Annotated in this window: 16 protein-coding genes; 9 read left to right on the forward strand and 7 right to left on the reverse strand. The window is 63.5% G+C overall.

The annotated features are described in order from the left end of the window. The first annotated feature begins 331 nt into the window (after positions 1-331). Complete coding sequence (crp, locus tag HBF26_RS06350) at positions 332-1,009, forward strand: cAMP-activated global transcriptional regulator CRP (RefSeq protein WP_193569815.1); 678 nt, start codon at positions 332-334, stop codon at positions 1,007-1,009. A gap of 15 nt (positions 1,010-1,024) precedes the next feature. Here the strand turns inward: crp and HBF26_RS06355 are convergent, their stop codons facing one another. Next, positions 1,025-1,975 (reverse strand): bifunctional helix-turn-helix transcriptional regulator/GNAT family N-acetyltransferase, encoded by a 951-nt coding sequence (locus HBF26_RS06355; protein ID WP_167124172.1) that lies wholly within the window; start codon positions 1,973-1,975, stop codon positions 1,025-1,027. A gap of 133 nt (positions 1,976-2,108) precedes the next feature. Between HBF26_RS06355 and HBF26_RS06360 the strand changes: the two genes are divergently transcribed. Next, positions 2,109-2,855 carry a sulfite exporter TauE/SafE family protein gene (locus tag HBF26_RS06360; protein WP_167124174.1) on the forward strand — a complete coding sequence of 249 codons (747 nt, stop codon included), beginning with the start codon at positions 2,109-2,111 and terminating at the stop codon, positions 2,853-2,855. Between the two features lie 22 nt (positions 2,856-2,877). Here HBF26_RS06360 and HBF26_RS06365 read toward each other — a convergent pair whose 3' ends face one another. The 4 genes from HBF26_RS06365 to HBF26_RS06380 are packed head-to-tail and all read right to left on the reverse strand — an operon-like array spanning position 2,878 to position 6,134. Continuing rightward, positions 2,878-3,585: a haloacid dehalogenase-like hydrolase gene (locus tag HBF26_RS06365; RefSeq protein WP_167124176.1), complete on the reverse strand. Its 708-nt coding sequence runs from the start codon at positions 3,583-3,585 to the stop codon at positions 2,878-2,880. Between the two features lie 7 nt (positions 3,586-3,592). Beyond that, entirely contained in the window at positions 3,593-4,444 is an 852-nt protein-coding gene (gene trpC / locus HBF26_RS06370) for an indole-3-glycerol phosphate synthase TrpC (protein WP_167124178.1), read from the reverse strand. Positions 4,445-4,493: 49 nt separating this feature from the next. Beyond that, positions 4,494-5,525 (reverse strand): anthranilate phosphoribosyltransferase, encoded by a 1,032-nt coding sequence (gene trpD, locus HBF26_RS06375; protein ID WP_167124180.1) that lies wholly within the window; start codon positions 5,523-5,525, stop codon positions 4,494-4,496. A gap of 12 nt (positions 5,526-5,537) precedes the next feature. Beyond that, positions 5,538-6,134 (reverse strand): anthranilate synthase component II, encoded by a 597-nt coding sequence (locus HBF26_RS06380; protein ID WP_167124182.1) that lies wholly within the window; start codon positions 6,132-6,134, stop codon positions 5,538-5,540. Positions 6,135-6,495: 361 nt separating this feature from the next. Between HBF26_RS06380 and HBF26_RS06385 the strand changes: the two genes are divergently transcribed. Continuing rightward, on the forward strand, positions 6,496-7,017 hold the full coding sequence (locus tag HBF26_RS06385) for a DUF1993 domain-containing protein (protein ID WP_167124184.1): 522 nt from the start codon (positions 6,496-6,498) through the stop codon (positions 7,015-7,017). A 19-nt stretch (positions 7,018-7,036) separates the two neighbouring features. Here the strand turns inward: HBF26_RS06385 and HBF26_RS06390 are convergent, their stop codons facing one another. After that, positions 7,037-7,930 (reverse strand): LysR substrate-binding domain-containing protein, encoded by an 894-nt coding sequence (locus HBF26_RS06390; RefSeq protein ID WP_167124186.1) that lies wholly within the window; start codon positions 7,928-7,930, stop codon positions 7,037-7,039. A gap of 159 nt (positions 7,931-8,089) precedes the next feature. On the opposite strand from HBF26_RS06390, the gene HBF26_RS06395 reads away from it, so the two are divergent. Further along, positions 8,090-8,401 carry a cupin domain-containing protein gene (locus HBF26_RS06395; protein WP_205287595.1) on the forward strand — a complete coding sequence of 104 codons (312 nt, stop codon included), beginning with the start codon at positions 8,090-8,092 and terminating at the stop codon, positions 8,399-8,401. Positions 8,402-8,467: 66 nt separating this feature from the next. On the opposite strand, the gene HBF26_RS19945 is transcribed toward HBF26_RS06395, so the two are convergent. Beyond that, positions 8,468-9,556: a LysR family transcriptional regulator gene (locus tag HBF26_RS19945; protein ID WP_425482969.1), complete on the reverse strand. Its 1,089-nt coding sequence runs from the start codon at positions 9,554-9,556 to the stop codon at positions 8,468-8,470. Here HBF26_RS19945 and HBF26_RS06405 point away from each other — a divergent pair. The 5 genes from HBF26_RS06405 to pdxR all read left to right on the forward strand — a co-directional run bounded on the left by HBF26_RS06405 (position 9,453) and on the right by pdxR (position 15,683). After that, entirely contained in the window at positions 9,453-10,028 is a 576-nt protein-coding gene (locus HBF26_RS06405) for a cysteine hydrolase family protein (RefSeq protein WP_167124192.1), read from the forward strand. The genes HBF26_RS19945 and HBF26_RS06405 overlap by 104 nt on opposite strands. 68 nt (positions 10,029-10,096) lie before the next feature. Next, positions 10,097-11,101, forward strand: a complete 1,005-nt coding sequence (locus HBF26_RS06410) for an alpha/beta fold hydrolase (RefSeq protein WP_167124194.1) — start codon at positions 10,097-10,099, stop codon at positions 11,099-11,101. Between the two features lie 461 nt (positions 11,102-11,562). Then, positions 11,563-12,717: a serine hydrolase domain-containing protein gene (locus HBF26_RS06415; RefSeq protein WP_167124196.1), complete on the forward strand. Its 1,155-nt coding sequence runs from the start codon at positions 11,563-11,565 to the stop codon at positions 12,715-12,717. After that, the gene (locus HBF26_RS06420) at positions 12,701-14,215 is read left to right on the forward strand and encodes an FAD-dependent monooxygenase (RefSeq protein ID WP_167124198.1); all 1,515 of its coding nucleotides are present in this window, start codon (positions 12,701-12,703) and stop codon (positions 14,213-14,215) included. Before HBF26_RS06415 ends, HBF26_RS06420 begins: the two co-directional genes overlap by 17 nt. After that, positions 14,199-15,683: a MocR-like pyridoxine biosynthesis transcription factor PdxR gene (gene pdxR / locus HBF26_RS06425; protein WP_167124200.1), complete on the forward strand. Its 1,485-nt coding sequence runs from the start codon at positions 14,199-14,201 to the stop codon at positions 15,681-15,683. The genes HBF26_RS06420 and pdxR overlap by 17 nt, the downstream gene beginning before the upstream one ends. Positions 15,684-15,688: the final 5 nt, after the last annotated feature.

Raw genomic sequence — 15,688 nt, forward strand, 5'->3', positions numbered from 1 at the left:
GGGAGGCGGCCAGCAGCAGACACGGGTTAGCAGCAAGGGTCCCCGCAGGATGAAAAAGCACCGGACGGGAAAGTCTGCCCGGAGCTTGTGTACGGCGTGAGACAGGGGTCCGGACGCCGAGGGGGTGAAATTATGGGGCAAGATGGCGAGGATTTGAACAAGTCGGCGCCCCATCCCCCGAAGTGGTGGATTTTGCCGGCCCGATGTCTGCAATAATCGGGAAGGGACATGGCGAGTCGGCGACGCATGACGGAAATCCGTCAGCAGACCGCCGAAGGGGACGCCATGCCATTGAGGCTCAACGGAATCTGCTGTGGCTCAACTCAAATACATGTTGCAACAGGCGTTCGAACGGTCGCAGGCTCCCTCGAGCTTCGCACCCGACCCGGCTTCGATGGGTCGCTTCCTGGACGCCTGTCACCGTCGCCGTTATCCGGGGAAAACGGCGATCATCCGGCCGGGGGACCCGGCCAACACGCTCTACTACGTGGTAGACGGGTCGCTTGCCGTCTGCACGGAGGATGAGGAAGGTCGCGAGCTGATCCTTGCCTACATCAATCGGGGCCAGTTCATCGGCGAAATGGGCCTGTTCGTGGAGCAGGCGCAGCGCGAGTCGCTGGTGCGCACCCGGACGGCCGTGGAAATGGCCGAAATCAGCTACGAGCGGCTTTTCCAACTGCTCGAAGGGCCGCTGGCCGCGGAATGCCCGAAGCTGCTCTTCGCGATCGGCTCGCAGCTCACCCAGCGTCTTCTGCGCACCTCCCGGCAGGTCAGCCGCATGGCGTTCATGGATGTGACGAACCGGGTGTCGCGCACCCTGCTCGACCTCTGCCAGGAACCCGATGCCATGACCCACCCGGACGGCACGCAGATCCGCATCTCGCGCCAGGAAGTCAGCCGCATCGTGGGCTGCTCCCGCGAAATGGTGGGCCGCGTGCTCAAGCAGCTCGAGGAAGAGCGGATGATCGACGTCTCGGGCAAGACCATCGTGGTGCGCGGCACCCGCTGAGGTCCGCGCTCCGGCTCAGCCGCCCCCGTACACCATGTAGACGTCGGCCCGGTCGTAATGGGAGCCGGGGCGGATGGCGGCTTGCCGGACGAATCCCGCCCGCTCGTACATGGCCAGGGCGCGGTCCAGCCGGCTGTTGGACTCCAGGAAAAGCTCCCGGCCACCGCGCCGGCGGTATTCGGCGATCGCCGCGTCGAGCAGTGCCCGGCCGGCGCCCAACCCGCGGAAGTTCTCGTCCACGCCCATCTTGGAGAGCTCGTAGACGCCCTCCCCCTCGTGGATGAGCGCGCAGGTGCCCACCACCTCGCCCGCATAAAGGGCGAAGAGGATGGCGCCGCCGGGGGCGATGATCAGGCCCTCGGGGTCGTCGAACAGCTTCCTGTCCACCGCCTCGACGCGGAAATGACGCTCGAGCCACTGCTGGTTCAGTCGGCGGAAGTGGTCGCGCAGCGCCGGCTCGAACGGAACCACCTGCACGGTCGCGCGGCTCAACGCTTCCCGCTGCAGCAGGATGGTTTGCACCAGCGGGCGTTCGCGCAGCGCCTGCTCGCAGTTTTCGATGGCTTCCAGCATGGCCATACCGCTGGGCCCCAGCGTTTCGCTCATGCCGCGCCGGATGGCGAGCCACACCGGGCCGAGGTCGCCAAGGGCGCGATCGCCGGCCTCGGTGAGAGCGAGCACGCTGCGTCGCCCGTCGTGCGGGTCGCGCCGCCGTTCGACCATGCCGGCGTCCACCAGACGGTCGGCGAGCTGGCTGACGGCCGAGTGGGTCTGGCCGATAGCCAGGGCCATGTCGGTCACCGTCGTCGGCCCGACGTCGCGGAGGTAACGCAGCACCGGGAACCACCGCGATTCGATGGCCGCGCCGCACGCGCGATAGACCTCGTCGATAGCCGTGTAGAACTGATCGCTCAAGGCCTTGAGTCGGCTCCCAAGGGCCAACTCGCGCAAGGAAGAGAGGTACATCTGTGGTCTCGCAGGATGTGAGGGATCAGGCTAGCTGCGGCAAGACGACGCGTGCAAGCGCCAGAAGTTGGTCTTCATGCCCTCATCTCGCCGACCTCGTATATGGTGGCTACATGATCCACCGGACAAAACCATGGACTGGAATCAATTCCTGATCTTCGTCGGCGTAGGTTTGCTGGCCCAGCTCGTCGACGGCGCGCTGGGCATGGCCTATGGCATTGTCTCCAATGCCGTATTGCTGGCGCTCGGTTTGCCGCCGGCGGTCGCCAGCGCCACCGTGCATACCGCCGAAGTGTTCACCACGGGCGTGTCCGGCGGTGCGCACGCCCTGTTCGGGAACGTGGACTGGCGCGCGTTCCGCCGCCTGGCCATCCCCGGCGTGATCGGCGGGATCATCGGCGCATGGTTCCTGGCCAGCGTGCCGGGCGACGCGCTGAAGCCCTTTGTCTACGCCTATCTGCTGATCCTCGGCGTGGTGGTGCTCGTGCGCGCCGCGGGGCGCGTGGTGTCCCACCATCGCGTGCGGCACAAGGGCATCCTCGGTTTCTTCGCCGGCCTGCTCGATGCCATCGGCGGCGGTGGCTGGGGGCCCATCGCCACGTCCACGCTGCTCGCGCGCGGCGGTCCCGTGCGGCAGACGATCGGCACGGTGAACGCGGCCGAGTTCGTCGTGACCATCGCCATTTCGTCGACCCTGGTCGCGCATATGGGCATCCAGCATTGGCCGATCGTGCTGGGCCTGCTCGCCGGAGGCGTGCTTGCCGCGCCGGTGGCCGCCTGGCTGGTGCGGCACCTGCCGCCGCGCTACGTGATGACCGCGGTGGGCTGCCTCATCGTCGGCATCAGCCTCTACCAGCTCGGCAGGTATCTCCTGGGGTAGCCGACGCTCCCCGGGGCGCTTCCTAGTACCAGTGCAGTATTTCGAGCTTGTCGCCCAGCAGGCGTCCCGCCTTCTTCGCCGTCTTCGGCGTGGGGTTGACGAGCCGGGCCGCTTCGGCAGCCTTCAGCATGGGCACGTCCGACAAGGAGTCGCCGTAAGCGACAGCCCAGGGCCGCGCGATGCCTGCGCGATCGAGCGTGCGCACCTTGGCATGGTGCACGTTGTGGCTGACGAAACGCATGCCGACGAGACCCATGCGAGCCTGCGAAGCCACGAGTTCGTAGCCACCGAGATTCACCTCGTCGAGCATGGCCTCCACCATCTTCTGCTCGTTGCCCGTCACGATCACCACGCGGTCGCCGGCAGCGATGTGTCGCCGCAGCGCCGCCACCGCGTCCCGGCAGAAGACGCCAGGGCGCCGTGCGTATGCGCGGCCGAACGCGGCCATCGAACGCCGGCATGCGGCCTCGCTGCGGCCGAAGGTAACGACGCGCAGGAAGACACGGCCCAGGAAACGGTTGCCCGCGACGCCGCCGATGAGGAACGGCACGAGCGGCAGCAGGGGCAGCGCCAGCAGGAGGCGCCAGCGGCCCACGCCGGAAAGGCGATGGCGATAGAACAATTCCAGCGTCTGGTGGCGAACGATCACCCCATCGAAATCGAACAGCACCACGCGTGCTGCCTCGGCGGCGGGTTCGTCGAACGCCGCCGTTTCCATCGCCTGTTCCATTCGCTCGTTACTGCTTGTGTGTCGCGGGGTGAGGATGCGTGCCGAACAGCTTGTGCAGCTCGGCACCCGGGTCTGCCGCGCGCATGAACGCCTCGCCCACCAGGAAGGTGTGGATGCCCGCTTCGCGCAGCTTGCGCACGTCTTCCGCCGTATGGATGCCCGACTCGGCCACGATGGCCGTTTCCGAGCCCACACGGTCCTTCAGGCGCAACGAGGTGCCCAGGGATGTCTCGAAGGTGCGCAGGTTGCGGTTGTTCACGCCGATCAGCGGCGCAGGCGTGCCGAGGGCGATTTCCAGTTCTTCCTCGTTGTGCACTTCCATCAACACGTCGAGATCGAGCTCCGCGGCAAGCAGCGAGAGTTCGGTGAGGCGCTCCTCGTCGTAGATGCGGTCGCCGTCGGGCTCCTTCTGGGCGAACGCGGCGACGATCAGCAGGATGCAGTCGGCGCCGATCGTGCGGGCCTCGTACACCTGGTACTCGTCGATGATGAAATCCTTGCGCAGGATCGGCAGGCTGCACGCCGCACGCGCCTGGCCCACGAAATCCTCGTGGCCCTGGAAGAAATCGGCATCGGTAAGCACGGAAAGACAGGTGGCGCCGCCCAACTCGTAACTGCGCGCAATGGCTGCTGGATCGAAGTCCTCGCGGATGAGGCCCTTGCTCGGGCTGGCCTTCTTGATCTCCGCGATGACGGCCGGCTCGCCGTCATGCAGGCGCTTGTCGATCTCGGCGACGAAGCCCCGCGTCGGCTCGAGGTCGGCGATGCGCGCCGCCAGATCGTCGAGGCTGCGCTTGCGGCTGCGCTCGGCGATCTCTTCGAGCTTCCGGTCGAGGATGCGATGGAGGATGTCGGGCATCGGAGGGAGTTCCTTGGGTAGAGCCGGGGACTGGGGAGCCCCGACCATATCAGGCACCGAGCCGCTGCGTCTCGGCCACGAACGCGTCCATTTTTGCACGTGCCGCGCCGCTTGCAATGGTGGCCCGCGCAAGGTCGATGCCCGCCTGTATCGAGGACGTCACATCGGCCGTATAGAGCGCCGCGCCCGCGTTCAGGCAAACGATGTCCTGCGGCACGCCAGGTACGCCGCCGATGGCGTCCAGCAGCATGGCCTTCGAACCCTCGGCGTCGTCGACGCGGAGGTTCCGGCCGGAGGCCATGGACAGGCCAAAATCCTCCGGCTCGATCTCGTATTCGCGCACGACGCCGTCGCGGAGTTCGCCCACCATGGTGGCCGCGCCCAGGGAGATCTCGTCCATGCCGTCCCGGCCCCACACGACCATGGCGTGCCGCGCGCCCAGGGCCTGCAATGCACGGATCTGGATGCCGACGAGGTCGGGATGGAACACGCCCATGAGGATGTTGGGGGCGCCCGCGGGATTGGTCAGCGGCCCGAGGATGTTGAAGATGGTTCGGACGCCCATCTCCTTGCGCACCGGCGAAACCACCTTCATGGCGGGATGATGGTTGGGCGAGAACATGAACCCGATGTCCACGTTCGCCATGCACACGGCCACCTGGGCCGGAAGGAGATCGATGCGCGCACCGAGCGCCTCCAGCACGTCGGCACTGCCGGATTTCGACGATACGCTGCGCCCGCCATGCTTCGCCACGCGCGCACCCGCGGCCGCTGCGACGAACATCGACGCCGTGGAGATATTGAACGTGGAAGCCCCGTCGCCGCCCGTGCCCACGATGTCCACGAAGTGCGGGTGCGGGCCGGCGTCCACCTTGGAGGAAAGGTCGCGCATCACGCGTGCGGCACCGGTGATCTCGCCGACCGTTTCCTTCTTCACGCGCAGGCCGGTGAGGATCGCCGCGGTCATCAGCGGGCTGACGTCGCCGCGCATGATCTGGTGCATCAGCTCGATCATCTCGTCATGGAAGATCTCGCGGTGTTCGATCGTGCGCTGCAGCGCCTCGGACGGAGTGATGGGCATCGAGCGCGTTCCTTAAGCGGCGAGCGGCAACGGCATGCCGAGGAAATTGCGCAGCAGGTCGTGGCCATGCTGGGTAAGGATGGACTCGGGATGGAACTGCACGCCTTCGATGTCGAGCGTGCGGTGGCGCAAGCCCATGATCTCGTCGACGGAACCATCGTCGCGCTCCGTCCAGGCCGTGACCTCGAGGCACTCCGGCACCGAGTCCTTCTCCACCACCAGCGAGTGGTAGCGCGTGGCCTCGAACGGGTTCGGCAAACCGGCGAACACGCCCCGCCCGAGATGCCGCACCGGCGACGTCTTGCCGTGCATGATTTCGCGCGCCCTTACCACCTTGCCGCCGAACACCTGCCCGATCGCCTGATGCCCGAGGCAGACCCCGAAGATGGGCAGCTCGCCCGCCATCTCGCGGAGGATGTCCATGGACACGCCCGAATCGTCCGGCGTGCCCGGCCCCGGCGAGATCATGATCCGCGACGGTGCCAGCGCGCGGATGTCCGCGACCGTGAGGGCGTCGTTGCGCACGACCTTGACCTCCTGCCCCAGCTCGCCCAGGTACTGCACGAGGTTGAAGGTAAAGCTGTCGTAGTTGTCGATCATCAGCAGCATAGATGGACCTAAACCCATAATTCCATTAAACTTTTTATAAAACAAGCCTCGATCGTACCTTAGAAGGACCGTCGATTCGCCCAGGTACGAACGATGCGACTTGCTTGAACAGAATCCCATTCTCGCATGGAGGTGTCGCGGGTAGCGTGCCTCATCCACTGCCCGCGACCACCGGACCAGCCAGTCGCCACCAAGCGGGATTTGTGGCGAGCGATGAAAAGGCGCGCTTGTCGGGTTGGCAGGCGCGAGGCAACCTGCGCCGATAGTCACCCGCGGGACGTGGCATTGAATTCGAGCTTGCTCTTTTGCGTCAGGTGACCTGCCCATTCGAATCGCCCCCCGGGCCTTGCCTGAAACGATCATGACAAAGCTGGAAATCGCTGAACTGCAAAGGGTCTTCATTTCGCGTCTGGATACGCTGGATCACATCCTCGATGTAGCCGAGATGAGCCTCCCCGATCTAGGCGCGGCTCTGCAGGAACGAATTGCACCCGACATGTTCCCGCTTGGCACGCAGATCGCGTTCGCCTGCAACCAGCCCCGCGGGTTCTCGCAATGGTCCATGGGTCACCGCGTCGACAGCCTGGCGGCGGAAGTCGATTCGGTCGAACTGGCCCGCAATTACATCGCCGGCACTAGGGCGCTTGTCGCCGCCGTGAGCATCGACGATTCCAAATTGGACGAGGTGAAGCGCGTGGGACTTGGGCCCGGCCTCTATTGCGAACTTCCGGCTCGCCAGTACGTCAGCGACTTTCTCCTACCGAACTTCTATTTCCATATCTCCATCGCGTACGCGATCCTGAGAAAGATCGGCGTGCCGATCGGAAAGACGGATTACATGAATTTCCTGGCGCCCCATGTGAAGCGCGAGGCAGCCCCATAATTTGCAGGCAGCGGCACGATCACGGCATGGCGCGCGCAGCTTCGCCTTGGAGCCACTCAACGAAGCGTTGTGCGGGACCCCGAAGCCGGCGATGGGCGGGGTACACGATGTAATACGACCATCGCCCGCGCAGCACGGGGACCGGCAATTGAACGAGCCGTCCCGATTGGATAAACGGCTCGGCGGTCCGGTCCCGCGCCAGCGCGATGCCGAGCCCCAGCGCGGCAGCATTGAGGGCGGCATTGGAATCGCTGAAGTGAAATCGTTCGTCGGGCGTTACACCACGCACTTTCGCTGCGCGGAACCAATCATGCCAACCTTGCCTGCCCGCATCGCCGATCAGGGGCATGCGTGCGACAGCGGCAACAGATTCGATCGGGCACATGCGGACCATTGCCGGCGAGGCCACTGGAAAAAGGTGCTCAGGCATCAACAGGTGGGCAGCAAGCCCGGGCCAGTGTCCCCCTCCGAGGCGGATACCGAGATCGGGGCCACCCTCCTCGAACTGCGACAGAGCCGCCCCGGTCTCGATGCTCAGCCGGATGCCGGGATGGAGGGCTGCGAAGCTCGGCAGCCGCGGGAGCAACCAGCCGCAGCTCCAGGAATGCAGGGTGACGATCCGGACGAGCTCGTTGTCTGCCGGACTCCTACGCAACCTGCCGATCACGTCATCGAGATCCGCAAGGGTGCTGCTTGTGGCATCGGCCAGCAGGAGGCCTGACGGCGTAAGGAGGACGCCCCGCGCATGGCGATGGAAGAGGGCAATGCCAAGCCTGGCTTCCAGCTTGCGTACGTGGTGGCTGACAGCACTGGCCGTGAGGTTGAGCTCATGAGCGGCGTGCGCGAAGTTCTGGTGGCGTGCAGCGGATTCGAATGCAGCGAGTGTCGGCAGCCAGTCCGAGCGAAGGGTCATTGCGAGCCTCAAGCAAAATTTGTCACTGGCGATGGAAGTTTGCGCTTGTGAACTTTGTGCGTCGGCGGAGAATCGAGCCAAGCATATCAACCAGACATCCTAATGGAGCTTGCAGTGCCAAATTTCGTTCAATCCGTAACGTCACCTCACCAAGCCCTTATGATCGACGGGATCCCGACGGTGGATATCGGCGCGGGGTGCCTCAGGCGCGACCTGCCGTCGACGCCGGGCGTTCGGCTATGGATCGTCGACATGCAGCCTGGCGCCCAATGGCCGCATGTCGACCACCATGACACCGGGGAAGGCTTCTATGTCATCGATGGGGAACTCATTGAGGGGGAAAGGCGCCATTGCGCCGGCACGTGGGTCCATTTCGCTCCCGGGACATGGCATCAGCCACGCACCGTGTCCGGCGTACGGCTGCTCGGCTACAACCTCAACGTTGCAGCATTCAACGCCGCGATTCCCTAGTGAACTCGAGAGCGAACGCCCGGCACTTTTCACAGCGGGCGCACCGCCTCGGCAGCCGATCGTTCCTCACTCTGCCATAGCTTCGGCGACAAGCTGCTTGGATACTGCACTCGTGACGGTGCCAGCTCCCTCACGCAAGGCGGCGGGAACGGAACGGCGAAGGCGTACACGCAACTCAAGCGACGGAAGGGCACCACGTGTGTTCACCGTGCTCAGTCGCCCAACTCGTAAGTCGTCCAGCACGGCATGGCGCGGCAGGAAACCCAAGGCCCGCCCGCTGCATACCCCGCGGCGCACGCCATCGAGTGTGCCCGTTGAGACTACATGCCGAGAGACCCCCTCGCGACGCACCCAGTCTCGCGCGGCCGCGTGAAGCGCGCCTTCCGGATCAGGTACCAACAACGGCCACGTATCCTCTATGGGAGAAGTGTCTTCGGCTTCGCGCAGCAACATCAACGGAATCGAATGCGCGGGTATCGCTGAACGGCTACTCCGCGTACGTGCCCGTTCCAGTGTGAGTAGCAGGTCGATACGGCCAGCGGCGAAAGAAGCCTTCAATGTTTCGCACAGCCCAACGGAAACTTGCAACTCCAATTGCGGGTGCGCACTTCGGCAAGCGTGAAGCGCCATCGGGAGCAGATGTGTACCCACCGATTCGACCGTACCCACCACTAGTCGCACGGGCATGGCGAGCGCCTCTGCGTGCGCGCGCTCGGTGGCGAGGAGAATGGATCGCGCATGCGGAAGGAGCCGACGGGCCACCTCCGTCAACGCAGCTGAGGCCCCAGGCATCCGCTCCAGCACAGGATGGCCTAGCGCTCGCTCCAGCGAAAGCAGTGCTTCGGAAAGCGTCGATTGAGCTACCCCGAGTCGCCGTGCAGCCTTACCGACGCCCCCAGCCTCAGCTAAAGCCACGAGTGCGGCGAAATGCCTGAGTTCCAACGGTGTCTTTTTCCCACCCATCGGCTTTTCCGATAGCCCAATCGTGAGTTTGGCGCGCCTGCAAGCAATCGGCAAGCTTTCTCCATCACTACATCCGCAGGGGATACACATGAAGCTGCCACCGTCCACCGCGCTGCTCGTCATAGATGTGCAAGAAGGATTCAACGATCCGCGATGGGGTGAGCGCAACAACCCCCATGCCGAAGAAAACATCACTCGCTTGCTGGCCGCGTGGCGAGCCCAGAACATGCCCGTGATGCACGCGCAGCATGATTCGCCCGGGGCAGATGGTGCGTTTCGGCCAGGCACGCCCGGAAACCGCCCAAAACCAGGATTCATGCCGCTCGTCGGCGAATCAGTGCACCGCAAGACGGTCAATAGCATGTTCATTGGCACCGGCTTGGAAGAGGAACTGCGTAGCCGCGGGGTCCAAACGGTGGTGATCGTCGGACTTACGACCAACCATTGCGTCTCCACCACAGCGCGCATGGCTGGGAACCTCGGCTTCAAGACGCATGTGGTTTCCGACGCCTGCGCTGCGTTTGCGCGGCCGACGTTGGACGGGCTGATGCGATCTGCCGACGAAGTGCATGCCGCCGCGCTCAGCGATCTTCAGGATGAATTCGCCACCGTGCTGGACACAGCCGCTGCGCTGGCTGCGTTGCCGGCGCGGGCTACGGCCTAGTACGCGTCGACTTAGGACCAGGCCGAGACGGCAGCCAACATACATACACGAAAGGACCAGAGCACATCATGCGCAAATTGCCGAGCCTGATCTTGACGTGCACGCTGGCCTGCACTTTGGCGCCCGGCGCACGCGCTACCAACGCTAACGCCAAAAGAACCGAGGACGTATACGGCCAACTTCAGCGAAACGCTTGGTATCTGCCGACCGCGGATCACGCCGCCAACCTCTACGTCACCGAACTGGGGGCTGGGCCACTTGTGGTGTTTCTCCATGGCGGCCCAGGCAACGATTTTCATTACATTATCGATGCGTTGCGGCCTCAACTCGACAAACACAAGTTCGTTCTGTTCGACCAAAGAGGAAGCTTGCTGTCGCCGGTACCAGACGCCGCGGCCTCCAAGCTGAGCATGGGACAGCTGGTCGATGACCTGGAGACGCTACGAAAGTCGCTTGGCGTTCCGAAATTGGTCCTCTTTGCTCACTCGTTCGGAACACTGCTCACGTTGAGCTACTACCAGGCTCATCCAGATCATGTTGCCGGCCTCGTGCTCGCGGCCTCCGTGCCGCCGTCCTTCGAACTCAAGACCTGGCTAAGCGAGATGCGGCCGCGTCAGAAGGCGCTGAGAGAACGGAAGTACGAGATCGCGGCCGCCACAACGGCTGCCCACCTGCCTGCCGATCCGAAGAATGATACGGCTGAACAAAAGACGATCCGCTGGCGTATCGAAAGTCAGGCGTCTGTGAACGTGATTAACCTCGATCACTGGCGGGAAGTCGTTGGTGGAAAGGTCTTTTACAACTCAGATGTTGCAGACGCTATCAGCAGCACCATTCCGCCCAGTTTCGATATCCGGGCCGTACTCGAGGCACACCCCGTTCCCATCACAATCATTCAGGGAGACCGGGACTACATCGATCCTGCAGCGGCGTCCTGGTCTGGCGAAGTGGAGGCCGGCAAGGTGCAAGAAAGTGTGATGCCATCGGCAAGCCACTACTCGTGGATAGACGATCCCTCTCGATTCGCTGAAGCGCTGGACCATGGCCTGTCACGGGCGGACGCCGGCCGCTAGTGATTTCGAATATTGACTCCCATTTCCGCGCAAGGATCCATACTCATGGACTATCGCCTTGGAATGGCATGTTCGCCGAGCGCAATCCACCACCGGTACCTTTCGAGCAGCACACGCCTTGAGTGGGGGGACTGCGCCGTGCAATCGCTGGAAAGTGGAGGGAGGGTGCACCCTGGCGCCGAAGCCTTTTTCCCGGCGAGAGCCCGCATCACTTCATTGCAACAATTCCGTACGATATGACCGAGAGCCTGCTTATCAAGCAGTCGCAGGTGCGGGCGGCACAGTCGAATATCGAACATCCTTGAAATGCCTGAGTTCGGAAGGTGTCGTCTCGCACCTATCGGTTTTTTCGATAGCCCGATCGCGAGTTTGGCGCGGACGCAGGCAATCGGAAATTTCTCTCCTGATTCTCGCGTTGGTCTGCACTCTACTGCCAGGAGCCCTACGCCAATGATGAACCCATGCGTCTAACCATCCGACTCGCTTTTGCCGCGGTGACGATACTGACTTCTTGCGTTGGCCTCGGCATGAGCATCGCCGCGCCCTCGCCGGATCTGAACAACGTGATCGACTCGTTCGCTCGATCCCATGCATTCAATGGCATGGTCCTGCTTACCGATCGCGGGACGATAGTCTTCGAGCGCGCGTACGGCCTTGCGGATCGAAAATCGAAACGGCCGGTCACGTCGGACACCCGATTCCAGGTAGGCTCGATATCCAAGTGGTTCACGACCTTGGCGGCGCTGCGGCTGGTCGATCAGGGGCGGTTGGACATTGACGCCCCCATCAGCCTCTACTTGCCTGGTTACCCGGCCGAAGTCGGGAAGCGTGTCGATGTGGTGCATCTGCTCTCGAACATGAGCGGCATCAAGGACCGCTTGTCGACCGAATATATCAATCGCCCCGAGGTTGCCTCGGAGAAGATGACCACGTCCCAGGCGGTCAAGCGCTTTGGATTTGGGCCGCTCGTGTTCGCCCCGGGAACTCGGTTTGACTACACTCATACGAATTGGCTGCTGGTCCAGGCAGTCCTTGAGCAAGCGTCCGGCGAGCCGATGGAGACCTTGTTGGACGAGACCGTTCTTGCTCCGGCGCATCTCGTAGGCAGCGGCGTCACCCACGGGGACTTCCGCCCCCCCCAGCACGCCGTGGCTTACGCGTCGGGAGCTCCAAATGCGCCTGAAGAGGTGCACGTCATCCCGCCCTATTTGATTCCAACAGGGACCATTTACAGTACGGCAGCCGATCTATCCCGGCTGGCCCACCAGGTGTATGAAACGTCGTGGCTCTCGCCAGTCGCCTTGAAGGCATTGATGACAGTCCACGAGCCTTCCGAGCACTATGCGATCGGCGGGCGTGTCCTGCAGCAGCCTTTGGGCGGTCGCACAACGACGCTCGCTTGGGAAATCGGCTCAATGGGCGGGTTCAAGGCGCTGTTGGTTCATGCTGTACACGATGACCGCACCTTGGTGCTGCTGAACAATACCAACCTGGATGAAGACGTGCTGACGCACTTTGCTGAGTCCGTTCTGCATACATGGTACGCGCAAGCCGCGACGAAGCCACCCCTCGCGCCCCACCTTCAAAGGGAGGATCGCCATGCAGGATCGGAGTAGGGAGAGGGTCGATGTCTTGATTGTGGGAGCGGGCCCTGTGGGCCTGCTCATGGCGAACGAGTGCGCCCGGCGAGGACTGGACTTCCGGATCGTGGAAAAGCGCTCGAGGCAATCGGAGCACTCCAAGGCGCTCGCCATCTTCCCACGGACGATGGAGATCCTGGATATGGCGGGCCTTGTGAAGCCCTTTCTCAAGGCCGCCAATCGCGTCACGTCCATCGTTGTCGAGGAGCGCGCGCGCACGTTGGCACACGTGTCTTTTTCGCCGAGGGAAAGCCCCTATCCATTCATCGCGATGGTTCCGCAGGACGTTACCGAGCGTCTGCTCGTCGACAACCTGGAGGCGCGGGGTGGCACGGTCGAATACCGAACGTGCTTCATCAGCGCGTCGCAGCAACAGGGCCACGTGGTGGTGAAACTGGAGCGCGATGGCGTGCATGAGGAAACGAGCGCGGCGTTCGTCGTTGGCTGCGACGGCGCCCGCAGCACGGTGAGGCACGGACTGGATCTCGGCTTCGACGGTGGCGAATATCGCGATATATTCTTGCTTGCCGACATCGATATACACGGCGACTTGCCGGTGGATCGGCTTCACCTCTGCCCGCATGCATCGGGACCGCTGGCAATATTCCCCATCAATGCCCAGCGCCGGCGTGTCGTGGCAATGGTCGATCTTATGGAAGGGGAGGCGCCTTCACTCGAACTGGTGCAACGGTTGCTCGACCAGCGCGCACCACCGGGCATCCAGGCTGTCGCGCTGCACTGGAGCAGCTATTTCCGCATACACCACCGCCATGTTCCCAGCCTTCGGAAAGGCCGGATCTTCGTGGCAGGCGACGCGGCACACATCCACAGCCCCTTTGGCGGCCAGGGAATGAACACCGGCTTGCAGGATGTCTGGAACCTCGCGTGGAAGCTGGATCTCGTCCTGGGCGGCCAGGGTGCTGAGTGCTTGCTCGACAGTTATGACGACGAACGCCTGCCGGTGATAAAGCGAGTCATTGAAAGCACCGATCGCCTGACGAGGACGATGGGCATACGAAGCAGGCTAGCTCAGGCGTTGCGCGGCGTGGTCATTCGTTCGGTGTCCCGACTGACGTCCTTCCAGCATGCGCTCGTCGACAGGCTATCCGGACTCAGTATCGCCTATGCCGGTAGCCCCATGGTTGCGGGCGCCGGCGAGCGTTACTTCGATGCATCCCTGCAAGGTGGCACCGGCATCGGCCGACGTTTCGTGCTGGTGCTTGGAAACGACTCCGCCCCCGCCGTCGTCCAGGACGCCGAACGCCTGGTCGCGTCCATGAGAAGCGTGCTCGAACTGCGGGTGTTGCCTCGCCCGGGAATGGTCTTGGTGCGGCCGGACGGCTACGTTGCCTGGTCCGGTCACCCGCGCGACGCCAAAGCCGCCTGGAAGGCCATTCTCACCCTTCTGGCAAGGCAGACGAACCAGGCCGCGTTGCAGCAGGCGCCCCGGAGCGACCATGCCCAGCATCTTTGAGATTGCCATCGACCTTCCCACCAAGGGCAGTCGCAGAGCCGCGGATTCGGTCTACGGGCAGTTACGCCGCGCCATCCTGGCCGGCCGCCTGGTCGCCGGCGCCAGGCTTCCTCCGGAACGGGAGTCCGCGATTTTTTTCGGCGTCTCCAGGAACACGGTTGCCCGTGCCTATGCACGTCTGGCCATGGAAGGTCTGGTCATGTCTCGGCAAGGCGCAGGGACGTTCATCGCCCCCAAGAAGAAGCAGCCGCCGCACCCGCACCACACGACGCCATCCACACCCGACCGGCGCCTCAACGCCCTTTGGCGGCGGCCGGAAGTGCTTCAGGCGCTCAATTTCTGGCAGGACAAGCCGCGGGCGACGTCATCGGAAGCTGCGACATCGCTGGATTTCAGGCCCGCGCTCGTCGATCCACGACTGTTTCCATTCGATGTATTTCGGCGCGTCACGGCAAGGCAGCTGCGGCGCACGGAGCTGAAGCGCCCCCGCTTCGACAGTCCTCAGGGCAACCAGGGGCACTTTCCCCTGCGGAAAGCGATCGCCACCCACGTTGGGGCATCTCGCGCGGTTGTGTGCGAGCCAGAGGACATACTGGTCACCGCCGGGGCGCAACAGGCTTTCGATCTGCTGGCCCGCGTTCTGGTGACGCCAGGCGTCACGACCGTGGCGGCCGAAGATCCGGGGTACCCACCCATGCGCGCCGCGTTTCTGGCTGCCGGTGCCCGTGTCGTACCGATCCCCGTGGACGAGCAAGGTCTGGTCGTCGATGCCCTGCCAAGCAGTGCCAATATCGTCTGTGTTTGCCCATCGCACCAGTTTCCATCGGGAGTGACGATGTCCGCGCAGCGACGCTTGGCCTTGCATGCCTTTGCCCGGCAGCATGGCGCGGTGATCGTCGAGGACGACTATGACGGCGAGTTCCGCTACGACGGCGAACCGCTCCAGTCCCTGCGATCCACGGCCCCCGCAAGCGATGTCTTCTATGTCGGAACGTTCTCCAAGTGCATGCTACCTGCGCTTCGACTCGGATTTCTTGTGGCGCCGCCCTGGGCCATGCCGGCATTAACTACCGCAAAGAACTGTCTCGACTGGCATTGCCCAACCCTGACGCAGGCTGCGGTCGCGCATTTCATCGCCGAAGGACACCTGGCGCGACACGTTCGGAAGCTCCGTGGTCTTTACAAGGAACGTCGTGACCTCATTTGCGAAATCCTGCGAGCCGAATTCGCGGAATCCCTTTTGCCAGTGCCATCCTTTTATGGCATGCATGTGGGGGCGTCGTCGCTCCTCCCCGCGCGCCGTCTGGAGCGTGTCACCCGTCACCTTTTGGGATTGGGCGTGCAATTGCATTCCTTCGAGAGGTACTTCGTGGCTAAGCCCACGTGCACAGGCCTGGTGCTTGGCTACGGCACGGCCGACCTCAAGCAAATCGAACAAGGGCTGTCACTGTTGCGCCAGGCGATCTGACGCGC

It is taken from the genome of Luteibacter jiangsuensis, from assembly GCF_011742555.1.
GTDB classification, from domain to species: domain Bacteria; phylum Pseudomonadota; class Gammaproteobacteria; order Xanthomonadales; family Rhodanobacteraceae; genus Luteibacter; species Luteibacter jiangsuensis.